This is a genomic window from Singulisphaera acidiphila DSM 18658, from assembly GCF_000242455.2.
GTDB lineage: Bacteria > Planctomycetota > Planctomycetia > Isosphaerales > Isosphaeraceae > Singulisphaera > Singulisphaera acidiphila.
The window spans coordinates 8,025,886-8,038,286 of record NC_019892.1; the positions used below are offsets into that span (position 1 = coordinate 8,025,886).

The following is a 12,401-nucleotide window of genomic DNA, read 5'->3' on the forward strand; positions in this document are numbered from 1 at the left end:
GAAAGTCCTCTCTTTTATTTTTTCATCCTGTCGGGCCCGTTCGACGCGAGCCCGGACGCCCCAGTTCCGTTCATCGAACGTCAGGCCGAGCCGCCGGCGACCTGTGCGGCCACCGGGTGCGGGGTATGAGCTGGCCGAGGCGCGGGGATGAGGTCGCTGATAACATCGTTCCACCGGGCGCAGCACGTCGCTCTCTCGTGCGAATCCAGGAAGGCCGCGCGGGCAAGTTGGCCCATGCGATCGACCCGGTCGGGGTCGCCGGCCAAGCCGCTCAAGGCGTCGACCAGGCCGTCGACATCCCCAAGGCGAATGGTCAGACCGCAGCCGGCCTCACGAATCGTGTCGGCCGACTCGCTATGTTCGGGCCCGACGAAGATCGCGGGACGTCCCGAGGCCATGGCCCCGTAAAGCTTTCCCGGAACCACGATGCCCGTCATCTCCCGACGCATCGAGATCAGGTGGACGTCGGCGATGGACAGGGACGCGTGCAAGCGTTCCCTCGGGAAATAGTCGAGGAGCCGGATATTGTCCAACCCTTCGGTCTCTTTCGCGGACCGAACCTCGACAAGGCGAGGGCCGCCCCCCACAAAGAGGAAGACGATGTCCGAGCGATCGCGGAGTCGTCGGGCTGCGGCAAGGAATTCCTCGAACGAATGCGCCAGGCCAAGATTGCCGGAGTACATCGCGACGAACTTGTCCGACAGCCCGAGTTCGGCCCGTAGCGGGTGCCCGAACCGAGGCATCGGATAAATCTCTTCGCGACGGCTCCAGACCGGCACTGTGATCAGGCGATCGTGATGAACCCGCTTGGCCGCGATCCGATCGGCCATGTAGGCACCGAGCACGACGACCGTATCGGCCTGGCGGTAGACGAAGTCGCTCAGCCAGGCGAGCCCGGCCACGATCGGGTTCCGCCGCGACATCCGGCCCAGGGCCAGGCTCGCGTCCGGATGCAGGTCCATGCTCCAGTAGACGTGCCGCGTCCCCTTGAACCGTCGCAGGAGAGTGCCGACCAGGCCGATAATCGGCGGAGTGCTCAGGGTCACGACCACGTCGAACCGCGGCATGGTCAGGCCCGAGGCCACCGCCCGCGCGTAGAAGCTCAGGTAGTCGATCATCCGGGTCAGCGTGCTGCGCCGACCCAGCGAGGTCGTCGGCACGCGATGGATCTGGACGCCGTTATGGACCTCAAACGCAGGGGGGCGGGGTGTCCCCGGCTTGTACCCCCCCTGGCCGCAGAGGACGTGGCACTCATACCCTTCGGCAGCGAGCGACTCGACCAGATCGGCCAGGTGCTGCGCCGTCGAGGCGTGATCGGGCCAGTAGTATTGATTGACGAACAGGAGCCGCCCGGGCTGCGGCGGCGCATCCTCACCGAGCCGCAGAGAAACGGGGCCGGCCATTTTACGGGCGCGCGGCGCAGCCTCTCGACCCCGCGTGAAGACGCGGAGTGCCCTTTGGAACCATGCTTTCACCACTTGGTGTCCGCCTGGGCCTTATTGGCCCGGTACCAGGCAATCGTCTTAGCCAGGCCGGATGCCAAGTCGGTCGGCGCGATCCAGCCGTCCAGGGCCTGCGTCATCCGGGTCACGTCGAGGACTTTCTTGGCCGCGCCGTCAGGCTTGTCAACATTCCAGACGACCTGGCCCGCATAGCCGGTCACCGAGTTGATCGTCTCGACCAACTCGCGAATCGAGGTGCCGATCCCGGTGCCGATATTGAGCGGCATCGTCGCGTCGTCGTACTTCTCCGCTGCCAACACGATCGCATCGGCGCAATCTTCGACATAGATGAATTCGCGGATCGGCTTGCCCGTCCCCCAAACCTCGAGGCTCGGCGCCTTGCCCAACTCTGCCTCGACCCACTTCCGGACCAGGGCCGCCACCACGTGCGATCGGTCGGGGTTGTACGAATCACCCGGCCCGTACAGGTTCGTCAGGATCAGGTGGATCGAGTCGAGTCCGTACTGCCGCTTGTACGCCTGGGCCTGCACGGCCATCATCTTCTTGGTCAGGCCGTAGTTCACCACGCTGGCGTGGCACGGCCCTGCCCAGAGATCCTCTTCCTTGAGGTTCCCCTCAAGGTAGCCGGGATAGCTGCAGGCCGTGCCGATGGCGACGAACTTATTGACCTTGGCCAGGCGAGCGGCCTCCATCAAGTTCGCGCCCATGACCAGATTCGAGTAATAGAGCTTGGCCGGCTCGGCGACGTTGATTCCGATGCCGCCGTAGTAGGCGGCGGTGTGGAAGAGCATGTCGCAAGGATGCTCGAGCAGGCACCTCAGGCAGGCTTCGAGCGTCGTCAGGTTATAGTCACGCTGGCGAGGGACGAAGACCTTGGCCCCCAAACCCTCGAGCCGTTTGACGAGATGCTGGCCGAGGAACCCCGCCCCTCCCGTAACCGTCACGCGCTTGTCCGACCAGAAGCCTTGCATCGGTGTCCGTCCTCCCTGAGGTCCTGTCTCTCTTTGGTGCGCGTCTTGCGTTGAATGCAGTTCGTCGATCAGACGTTGGCGAACGGGTTCTGGAACTCGATCAGCTGGGCGGCACGGACCAACTCGGCGATACCGCGATCCAGGTCGACCGTCGTCTCAAAACCCTTGGCCCGGATCTTTTCGTACGAGACCTCGTAGTTCCGCTGGTCGGCGTCGCTACCGAACTCGGCGAAGTGCAAGTAGAAGTCCGCATGCTCGAGAATCTTCCGCGCCACGTCTTCCTTGGTGAAGTTCATGCTCTCGTGGCCGACGTTGTAGACGTCGTCTTTGACCGTGTCCCACTTCTCCAAGGCGAAGATCATCGAACGGGCCATGTCGCGGACGTGGACGAAGGTCCGCTTGAAGCCCCCTTGGTAGACGATCAGGCTCTTGTTCTTCACCGCCTGGTAGGTGAAGTCGTTGGGCATGAGGTCGAGCCGCATCCGGTTGCTGACGCCGAAGGCGGTCGCGTAGCGGTAGGCGATGCCGTTGCCGGCATCGAGCACCATCTGCTCGGCGGTCGCCTTGGTCTCACCGTAGAGGGTGATCGGAGCGCGCGGGGTCTTCTCGTTGCAGATATAGTCGGGGACGGCCCCGTAGATGCTGCCGGTCGAGGCGAAGATGACCTTCTGGTCGGGCTTGCGGAGGTTGAGCAGGTTGCGAGTCCCGTCGACGTTGGTCGACTGGGCCAGGTGCGGCTCCTTCTTGCAAGCCGGGTAGCCGACGATCGCGGCGAGGTGAATGATGGCGTCCATCCCCTCGAGCGCGGACTTGAGTCCGCCAGCGTCGGTGACATCCCCTTTGATCAGCTCGAAGGACTGATGCTGGCAGCAAGGGAGCAGACCCTGACCACCAAACTTGAGCGAGTCATAGACTCGAACGTTGTGCCCCTGTTCGAGGAGCATGGGGACGAGGGTTGAGCCAACATAGCCGGCGCCGCCGGTGACGAGGATGCGCATGGGAAGTCCATCCTTGGGTGCTGATGATTCGTCGATTTCGGTGCGTGAACAAATGAGGGGGCGGGCGGCAAGGCGAGACGTGTTCTAAGCGCCGGTGCCTCGTCCTTGCGGCTGATCCATGTAGCAGATGCGCTGACGACAGGGACCTTTCCGTGGCTCAGGGACGTTCACGCTCACAGTCAAAGACCGCGACGGAACGGGTTATCACCTGAGCTAACCCGTCGGTCGCTACTATCGAAAAGTCAGGCCAGCCTGTCAACGCCACTTCCCGCCGATCCGCTGGGGAAGGCGAGCCGGAGCCGCCCGAATTTGACCGCATCCCACCAGCGTTCGCTCATCCCGACCGCTCAGGTCCGGAACGATCGCCAGCGGTCGGGAACTTCGATCAGGGTCGGCCCCTGGCGGTCGAGGGCCGCGATGACGGCCCCCCTCAGCTCGTCGGCGTCAGTGACCCGCGCCGAGGGGACGCCGAACGCGTCGGCCAGCTTGAGGAAGTCGGGGTTATTCAACTCCACGTCGAGATATCTTCCCTCATGGGCACGTTGCTGGATGTTCTTGATTGCTCCATAGCTGGAATCGTTGTGAACGATCGCGATCACGGGAAGGCGGTATCGGGTCGCGGTCGCGAGTTCCTGGGCGGTCATCAGAAATCCGCCATCGCCGCTCACGGAAACGACCGGCTCGCCTCCGCGCGCCACGGCGGCACCGAGGGCCGCCGGGAAACCCCATCCGAGCGTGATGTAATTGGAGGGATAGAAGAGGCTGCGGGGTCCATATGAGGTCCAATCGGTGTGCAGCCGATAGCCCATCTCGCACGCGTCGGCGAAGACGGGGGTCGATTCGGGCAAAACCGCGCGAAGCGTTTCGATCAACCATTCGGGCCGAGCGGGCCGGGCCGCTCGGGCCTGTTCCCAGATCGGGCCCCAGCCCTCGGTTGGCCCCTCAGGCAAGGCCCGGAGCAGTTCCGTAAGTGCAGCCTTGGCGTCCGCCTCGATTCCGACGGCGACCGGGTGGTTCATACCGATCTGATCGGGGTCGACGTCGATCTGCACCAGGTTCGCCGGCACCGGCATGCGTCGCCAGTCGGTCATGACCTCGGTGAACCGGCAACCGATCGCCAGCATCGCATCGGCATGCGGCAATGCTTCCTTGGCGCGTGCCGAGCGGGCGTGGCCCAGCGAGTAGGGATCGCGTTCATCGAGGATCCCCTTCCCGTTGAGCGAGGTAACCACCGGTGCGCCGAGGCGTTCGGCCACGGCCCGAACCTCGGCGGCGGCCCCCGCCCAGAGCGCCCCTCCACCTGCCAAGATGATTGGCCGCTGGGAACCACGGAGCAAGGCAACGGCCTCGGCAATCGCCTGGGCCGGAATCGACTGCGACGGTGAAGGGGGAACCGCCGGGACGACTGCGGAGTCTGAGGCGTGGCTTTCCTGCCGCATGAGATCCTGGGGCAGAAAGAGCGCGGTGGGACGCGGCCGACCTCGACTCATCGCATCAAACGCTTGGCCGAGCATAGCGGGAATGTCATCGACGGCGCGGGCGGTGCCGCGCCATTTGGTCACCGGCCGAAAGATCGACTCCAGGTCGACTTCATGATAGGCCCCGCATTCCTGGTGAATGCGGTCAGCGTTGACCTGCCCGGCGAGCAACAGAATCGGCACCGAGTCGGCCCAGCACTCGGCGACGCCCGTCAGTGCGTTCGTCGCTCCAGGGCCGGCCGTCGTGCAGACCAGGCCCGGCTTGCCGGTCACCCTGGCATAGCCGTCGGCAGCGAAGGCCCCCGCCTGCTCGTTGCGGGTCAAGATCGTGGCGATCGATCCCTGGCGGCGAAGCGCATCGTAAATGGTCGTCGAGTGAGAGCCCGGCATTCCGAAGAGGTGTCGGAAACCGAGTCGGACGAGCCCGTCAACCAGGAGATCGGCACCATTCCTCATCGCAAAGGCTCTCGATACGTCCCAACTCGATGGCTGATCCACGGTTCCCGCTCCGCGAGACTGTACCCGAACCCCCTGAGCTCGGGTAGGGAGCGACTCAACGCACTCCTCAACCAATGGCCTTGCGAGCGTATGCCCCGCTTCGACATCGCGGTCCGAATCGGTTAGGATGAACCACGAACTGAGGGGACCGTGGCGAGGGGATCAAAGGAAATGGCGTCGGTGACGTTGCCCAGCCGAAAATTCCTCGACGACCTTGCGGCGAAGGTGCCTGGGCGTCCGTCGTATGCCACCGAGGTGGTCGACCTGATCCTGGCCGAAGCCCGAGCCCTGGGGGCAAGCGATGCTCACTTGCAGCCGACGGCCGACGGCCTCGAGATCCGCTGGCGGATCGACGGCGTCTTACAACCGGGGGGAAACCTCCCACTCGGTGTGGCTGCCAACGTAATCGCACGGCTCAAGGTGCTGGCGGACCTGCTGACCTATCGGACCGACGTCCCGCAGGAAGGACGGATCAGGTCGACTCCAGGCGACGTGGAGATGCGTCTGAGCCTGTTCCCGACGCTCTATGGTGAGAAGGCCGTCATTCGCCTCTTCGCCGCCTTCGGACGCTACCTCCAGCTCGATGACCTGGGATTGCCGGCCGAGATCCAGGAGACGCTCAGACGGCTTCTCGGGGCGACCTCGGGCGCGATCATCCTCAGCGGGCCGGCGGGAAGCGGGAAGACGACCACGATCTACGCCTGCCTCCGCGAGCTCGTGGCCTCGACCGAAGGACGAAGGAACCTGGCCACGCTCGAGGATCCGATCGAAGTTCCGGTCGCGGGCGTGGCCCAATCCCAGGTCAATCACGCGGCCGGGTTCACGCTCGAGACCGGGCTCCGCTCGCTCTTGCGGCAGGATCCCGAGGTGATCGTGGTCGGGGAAATCCGCGACCCGGCCACCGCCGAAATGGCATTTCAGGCGTCGTTGACCGGCCACCTGGTTCTGACCACGTTCCACGCCGGGAGCGCCGCAGGCGTGATCGGCCGGCTCTCCGACATGGGAATCGAGCCCTACTTGCTGCGCAGTGGCACACTCGCGATCGTCAGCCAGCGGCTGGTCCGCAAGCTCTGCTCCTGCGCCCGAGAGACCGCCGATCCCGCGCACCTGCTCGGCCTGTCGGTCAAGCGTGCCTGCTTGCCCGAAGGATGCGACCTCTGCGGCGGGACGGGCTATCGCGGGCGGATGCTCCTGGCCGAGATGCTCGTCCCCGAGTCGAACGCGCTCGGGACCGCGATCCTGGCACGCTCCGACGTGGAGCGGCTGGGGCGGTTGGCGGTTGAAGCGGGGATGATCGACCTCTGGGCGCGCGCTCGGAGCGCAATCGAAGAGGGGCTGACCTCTCCCGCCGAAGTCCGCCGGGTGCTTGGCGCCACGTGAAGTCGGCCGAGTTCGAACTCGGCCGTCATTCACACTTGCCGGAATCGGCAAGTGACGATTCAATCAAGGTTTCAACTTCTCAACGTCTTCTTGGATCAACTTGAGGAAGTCGTCATCATTGGCTTCAATAATCGGCGCGGGGGCGATTTTGAAGTCGTCGGGAAGGGCGTCATCAAAGTCGGCCTCGTCGACCGAAGGCCGCTCGATGGTCTCAGGGGCATGAGTGGCTCGACTTCGATGTTTCGGCTTGTTGTCATCGGTGTCGAGACCGGCCAGTTCCATCAAGGAATGGCGTTTCTTGGTCTCCGCGATATCTTCGTCAAGGAGTTGATCCTTGCTGAAGATGCCCACGGGGCCCCCTGGCTCGTAGTCGATCGTGAAGAAGTGGGAGGCGATGCCCACCTCGTCGTCGGGCATGATGCTGTGCTCGCTCGCGATCTGCGACCCGTTAACGGTCGTCCCGTTGGTGCTGCCGAGATCGCGAACGTGCCAGACGCTGTTCACGAGCCGCAAGACGCAGTGTTTGCCCGAGACATTGGTGAAGTCGAGGCAGATGTCGCACGAGGCCCGGCGGCCGACGACGACTTCGGCCTTGAGAAGTGAGATGGGATCGCCGCCGCCCGTGGGCGTCAGGATCCCTAGCACCTTGGTGTCGGACGTCATGGAGAGTCCTCCCATCGACGTTGACAGAGAATGAGGTTAAATGGGAACGAATGAGCCTTCATGGTAGCCAGGTCGACCATGTGCGCTCAAGAGCGACCAACAAGCCGCATCGATCATGAAGTCAAATCTAGGTCAGGGTCTGGAACCTGGCTTCCCCTTCGGATAGCTTCGGGCCGAAGTGGCACAAGATGTTGGGGGACCTCGGCCCGCCGAGTGTGGCGGCCCGAGCCCTCCGCTGATATTTCGACGGGGAACCCACCATGCGATCGGACATTTCGCGAGACCTGACCCGGCGAGAGCTCCTGGCGGCCGGCCTGGCCGCGGCCGGCGCGTTTGCACTCCACTCACGCGTAAATGCCGCCCCAAGTGCCGCTGAAGGCCCCTACGGCCCGTTCAAGATGGGCCTGCAAAGCTACTCGCTCCGAGGCTACATGGCCAACGGAAAGCCCGACGTCAAAAAGGCGTTGGCCATTACTAAGGATCTCGGACTGCACCACTGGGAAGCCTATCCCGCGCATATCCCCATGACCGCGTCCTCAGACGAAATTGCCCGATACAAAAAGCTGACCGAGGCCGAGGGGGTTGCGGTCATTGGTTACGGCGTGATCCCATTCACCAAGGACCACGAAGCGAACCGAAAATTCTTCGAGTTCGCCAAGGCGATGGATTTCGGCTACTTGTCGGCGGATCCCAGCCTTGACAGCTTCGACAGCCTCGACAAACTGGTCGAGGAGTACGGTGTGGGGGTCGGCATCCACAACCACGGCCCGGGACATCACTATGCCTTGATCGACACGATTGCCAAGGTGATCAAGGATCACCACCCCAAGATCGGCTGCTGCATCGACACCGGCCACTTCCTCCGCTCAAACGAAGACCCCGTCCGCGCCGCCGAGGTCTTCGGCAAGCGGATCTATGGCGTCCACCTGAAAGACGTCAAGGAGCACAAGGATGCCAAGGACGTCACCGAGCGAATGAAGTTCACCGTGCTCGGCCACGGCGACCTGCGTACGGCCGACTTGCTCAAGGTTCTCGCCGGGCTCGATTACCAGTACTGCCTGGCTCTCGAGTACGAAGAGAACGTCCTGAACCCGGTCGAGGACCTTCGCGCCTGCCTGGAGACCGTTCGCGAAGCGGTCGGCACCCTCAAGAAGAGCTGACCGCGAAGTTTGGAAACGCGACCCTCCGCGCGCATGGCCACCCCACTCACTCCGGTGTGGCCATGCCGCCGCCGCGCGACTATTCGCACTGAACAAGATACGGCCGGACGCCGAAAAGAAAGAAATATGGGGCTTGAGGAGTCGAGTCAAAGGCCACAGTCCCGCGCGAGAATGGAAACGGAAGTCGATTCCACCCCGTCAGCGAGAACGCCCGATGATTACGACCCAATCCCCGCCGCGCGACGTGGCGATCTCTACTCCCGACGGATTGTCGCTTCGAGGCTGGCACTGGACCCGGCCGAATCCGCGCGGGGTGCTGGTGATCGCCCACGGTTTCGGAGAACACGGCGGTTGCTACCGTCATGTCGCCGAGGCGTTGGGACCTGCCTTGGAACTCGAAATCCTCTCGCCCGACCTCCGTGGACATGGCCGCAGCCCCGGCCCTCGAGGAGTCGTGAAACGCTACGAGGACCTGATCTCCGACCTCCACGCCGCCGTTGACTGGGCGCGCCAGGTCCAACCAAGCTTGCCGACTTACGTCCTCGGCCACTCCAACGGCGGCCAGCTCGCGCTCCGGCTTGGGCTCGAACCCGACGCTGCTCTGGACGGGGTCATCGTTTCCAACCCATCGCTCAGGGTGGCAACCCGCGTCGCCCTCCACAAGCTCCTGATCGGGCGGTTCCTCCGCCGATTCGCACCCGCCGTCACACTCGGCGCAAAGTTGAACGCCACGATTCTCACAAGCGATCCCGACATGCAGCGCGAGCATCAGGTCGACCCGCTTCGGCATAGCCGGATCAGTGCCCCCCTCTTTTTCGGAATGGTGGAAGGGGGGCAACTCATGGCCGACCGCGCAGCGGAGTTCAAGATTCCCCTTCTGATGATCCTCGGGGGCCGCGACGAGGTCGTCGACCCCGAACAATCACGCCTCGTTTTCGACCGAATCGCCAGTGCCGACAAAACACTGCGGATCTTTCCCCAGATGCTCCACGAGCCGCTGAACGAGTTGGGCCGCGAGCAAGTCTTCGCCGACATCATCTCCTGGCTCAATCCCCGCCTCGACCGGCTTTCTGAGCACTGATCTCAGAGGACTTCCGAGGCAAGCGAATTTTCCCTTGATTCATCCCAACGCTTCGACTCTCGGGAATCAGGCGCGAACGAACTGGTGCCCGGGAAGCCGGCGTACCAACCGCCTCATCTCGAGGACGCTCAAGGTGGCGAGCACCTGCGAGGCCACCAGGCCGGTCCGGCCGATCAGTTCATCGACGGCGGTGGGACGGTCGTCAAGTTGGCCCAGGAGCGATCGCTCCAGATCGGAGAGAGTCAGTTCGGCGGGGTGCCGGACCGGCGTCTCCTCCGACGACGGACGGATTTCACGCACCAAGGGGCCGAGTTCTTCGAGGATGTCGTCGACCGTCTCGACGAGCCGCGCTCCGTCTCGGATCAGGCGGTGGCAGCCATGACTGGAAAGGCTGTCGACGGGCCCGGGGACGGCGAAGACGTCGCGGTTCTGCTCCATCGCGTGGTGCGCCGTGGAAAGTGAGCCGCTACGTGGGGTAGCCTCGATCACGACGACTCCCAGGCTGAGTCCCGAGATAATGCGATTCCGCTGGGGGAAAAGCCCTGCGAGCGGCCCCTGGCCCATCGGCATTTCACTGATCACAGCGCCGGAGTCGGCGATTTGAGCAGCCAGGTCCTCGTGCTCGGGCGGATAGACCTGGCCGAGTCCGTTGGCCATGACGCCGAGCGTTCGCCCTCCAGCCTTGAGCGCGCCGCGGTGCGCCGCCGCGTCGATGCCCCGGGCCAGGCCCGAGACCACCGTAATCCCCACCCTGGCCAGCGAGGCCCCCAGACGTTCGGCAACCCGCAAGCCATAGGGAGTACATCGCCGTGAGCCCACCAAGGCAATGGCCAGTGGATCGCGTGGCTCGTACGACCCCTTGATGTAGAGCAAAAAGGGGGGATCAGGGATATCTTGCAACGGCGGGGGATAAAGAGGATCGTTCGAAGTCACGACCTGAACGCCGACACGACGGCAACGCTCGAGTTCGGCACCCGCATCATGGTCGCGTCGGGCCGTCGCGATCCGATCGGCAATCTTGGGGCCGATCCCCTGCACGTCGCGGAGAGTCGAGACCGAGGCATCGAGCACCCGGCCCGCCGTTCCGAATCGCTCGAGAAGCTGTCGGCTCGTGTGCGGTCCCACTCCCGCAACCATCGTCAAGCAGACCAAGTCGCGAAGGTCCGAGTCGATCATCTTGGATTCGGCCTCGCGCCGGCTGGGTCCGTCTGTTGAAAAATTCACGGCTCAATCGTAGCGAGCGAACGACTGTCCGAATAGACATGTCCCCTGGATCGATACGGCATTCTTCTCACTTCACCTGACTGTCTCCGATTTTTACCCACAACCACCAAACAAATCAGCAAACTCAAAAATTAACACTCAAAAATACCCCATGGCATCATCATGAATTCCCCCGTGACGGGACTCGACTCGATCGTCCCACCGGGAATCAGAGTCGGCGATCCTGATCGCCCGGAGGGTCATCCAAAATCCGCGTTTCGTCAATATTTTTGGATGGCGTACGAGTTTCTTCGAGGACTGATCGGCACGTGGCATCGATCGTCCGTCAGCGGTACGCAATCCAATCCGAAGGGGGGACGATGTCGGAACGGAAGTCGCGAAGGGGGTGGACCGGCGTATTGGTCCTCCTGATCGCACTCATTTTCGTTGTTCTGATCCGGCTGTTGCTCCCGAGCAGCTTCCGTGGCGAGACACTACCGAACCCCAATGGCTACGACGACCTGATCGCCGCCAGCAAAACGGTCACGGGCAACGTCCTCACGGTCACCGAACTCGAAAAGGCGGACACTGAGGAGTTGCGTGCTCTCATCGGGAAGAACCGCGAAGCGCTGGCTCGGGCGAGCGTCGGGCTTGGACGCCAATCGGTCGTAGCTCTGGCGAAGTCCCCCTCCGTCGAGGCCCATTTCGAGAACTTCGGTGCACTCCGAACGCTCGGTCGACTGCTCGCGTGCGAAGCCGCCCTGATCGATCTCGAGGGGCACGCGCCCGAGGCGGCCAGACTCTACGGCAATGTGATCCGGTACGGCCGCGCGATCTCTGACGGCGGTGTCCTCCCTGAGAGGCTGGCTGAGGGGCCGGTCCAGCATGCCGGACTCCAGGGGCTGAACCGTCTGATACCAACCCTTTCGGCCAACGAATCCCAACAGCTCGCCAAGGAGTTTGAGCGGCTCGACCGCGACCGCGAACCGCTGGCCCATGTGTTCGACCGCGACCTGGAGTTCAACCTTGCGCGAGGCGGCTGGCCGGCGCGGGCTGCCTACTACCTCCATCGCAAGTCAATGCAGACGATGCTCTCACCCGCCAAGGCAGCAGCCGAAAAGGCCGACCGGCTTAACCAGATCTGGTTGCGACTCTTCGCCTCGGCGCTCGCACTACGAGCCTACCGCCTCGACCACCCCGATGCGCCGGTGCCCCCCACTCTCGATGCACTCGTGCCAACCTACCTTGAGGCCGTCCCCTTCGACCCGTTTTCCCAGGGACCCTTGAAGTTCAAGGTTCAAGGCGACACCGTGCAAGTTTACAGCGTCGGCTCGAACGGACGCGACGATGGCGGGACCGTTTCCCCATCGAGGAACCCGGCTGAAGGCGACCTGCGGCTGGAGAGTCCTTGAGAATGTGCTCTTGCAACAGGTCGAGCGGTCTGGGAACAGCCTTTGGATCGCAACAAGTCAAGATGTACCACTTCGCATGGTACATCCGACTCGC

The 12,401-nt window shown here is 63.5% G+C and carries 10 protein-coding genes; 4 read left to right on the forward strand and 6 right to left on the reverse strand.

Translation table 11 applies throughout. The annotated features are described in order from the left end of the window. Nucleotides 1-80: 80 nt before the first annotated feature. From SINAC_RS31305 to SINAC_RS31320, 4 genes are all read right to left on the reverse strand, one after another. Nucleotides 81-1,475, reverse strand: coding sequence for a glycosyltransferase family 4 protein (locus SINAC_RS31305; protein WP_015249556.1), 1,395 nt, complete (start codon nt 1,473-1,475; stop codon nt 81-83). Continuing rightward, nucleotides 1,472-2,434, reverse strand: coding sequence for an NAD-dependent epimerase/dehydratase family protein (locus SINAC_RS31310; protein WP_015249557.1), 963 nt, complete (start codon nt 2,432-2,434; stop codon nt 1,472-1,474). The genes SINAC_RS31305 and SINAC_RS31310 overlap by 4 nt, the downstream gene beginning before the upstream one ends. A 68-nt stretch (nt 2,435-2,502) precedes the next feature. Beyond that, nucleotides 2,503-3,432 carry an NAD-dependent epimerase/dehydratase family protein gene (locus tag SINAC_RS31315; RefSeq protein ID WP_015249558.1) on the reverse strand — a complete coding sequence of 310 codons (930 nt, stop codon included), beginning with the start codon at nt 3,430-3,432 and terminating at the stop codon, nt 2,503-2,505. Between the two features lie 347 nt (nt 3,433-3,779). Next, entirely contained in the window at nt 3,780-5,366 is a 1,587-nt protein-coding gene (locus tag SINAC_RS31320) for a thiamine pyrophosphate-binding protein (RefSeq protein WP_015249559.1), read from the reverse strand. Between the two features lie 213 nt (nt 5,367-5,579). On the opposite strand from SINAC_RS31320, the gene SINAC_RS31325 reads away from it, so the two are divergent. Beyond that, a complete protein-coding gene (locus tag SINAC_RS31325; protein ID WP_020466373.1) occupies nt 5,580-6,788 on the forward strand; it encodes a GspE/PulE family protein in 1,209 nt (402 codons plus the stop codon). A gap of 63 nt (nt 6,789-6,851) precedes the next feature. Here the strand turns inward: SINAC_RS31325 and SINAC_RS31330 are convergent, their stop codons facing one another. Next, entirely contained in the window at nt 6,852-7,451 is a 600-nt protein-coding gene (locus SINAC_RS31330) for an FHA domain-containing protein (RefSeq protein WP_015249561.1), read from the reverse strand. Nucleotides 7,452-7,711: 260 nt separating this feature from the next. Between SINAC_RS31330 and SINAC_RS31335 the strand changes: the two genes are divergently transcribed. Both SINAC_RS31335 and SINAC_RS31340 read left to right on the forward strand, forming a co-directional pair. Next, nucleotides 7,712-8,611 (forward strand): sugar phosphate isomerase/epimerase family protein, encoded by a 900-nt coding sequence (locus SINAC_RS31335; RefSeq protein ID WP_015249562.1) that lies wholly within the window; start codon nt 7,712-7,714, stop codon nt 8,609-8,611. Nucleotides 8,612-8,825: 214 nt separating this feature from the next. After that, on the forward strand, nt 8,826-9,692 hold the full coding sequence (locus SINAC_RS31340) for an alpha/beta hydrolase (RefSeq protein WP_015249563.1): 867 nt from the start codon (nt 8,826-8,828) through the stop codon (nt 9,690-9,692). A gap of 66 nt (nt 9,693-9,758) precedes the next feature. On the opposite strand, the gene dprA is transcribed toward SINAC_RS31340, so the two are convergent. Then, entirely contained in the window at nt 9,759-10,916 is a 1,158-nt protein-coding gene (gene dprA, locus SINAC_RS31345) for a DNA-processing protein DprA (protein ID WP_020466374.1), read from the reverse strand. A 308-nt stretch (nt 10,917-11,224) separates the two neighbouring features. Between dprA and SINAC_RS31350 the strand changes: the two genes are divergently transcribed. After that, a complete protein-coding gene (locus SINAC_RS31350; protein WP_020466375.1) occupies nt 11,225-12,307 on the forward strand; it encodes a hypothetical protein in 1,083 nt (360 codons plus the stop codon). The last annotated feature ends 94 nt before the right edge of the window (nt 12,308-12,401 follow it).

Bases quoted from the DNA above. Each gene is read 5' to 3' on its own strand.
- SINAC_RS31310 (WP_015249557.1), bottom strand. From the start codon at position 2,434: ATGCAAGGCTTCTGGTCGGACAAGCGCGTGACGGTTACGGGAGGGGCG.
- SINAC_RS31315 (WP_015249558.1), bottom strand. From the start codon at position 3,432: ATGCGCATCCTCGTCACCGGCGGCGCCGGCTATGTTGGCTCAACCCTC.
- SINAC_RS31320 (WP_015249559.1), bottom strand. From the start codon at position 5,366: ATGAGGAATGGTGCCGATCTCCTGGTTGACGGGCTCGTCCGACTCGGT.
- SINAC_RS31325 (WP_020466373.1), top strand. From the start codon at position 5,580: ATGGCGTCGGTGACGTTGCCCAGCCGAAAATTCCTCGACGACCTTGCG.
- SINAC_RS31330 (WP_015249561.1), bottom strand. From the start codon at position 7,451: ATGACGTCCGACACCAAGGTGCTAGGGATCCTGACGCCCACGGGCGGC.
- SINAC_RS31335 (WP_015249562.1), top strand. From the start codon at position 7,712: ATGCGATCGGACATTTCGCGAGACCTGACCCGGCGAGAGCTCCTGGCG.
- SINAC_RS31340 (WP_015249563.1), top strand. From the start codon at position 8,826: ATGATTACGACCCAATCCCCGCCGCGCGACGTGGCGATCTCTACTCCC.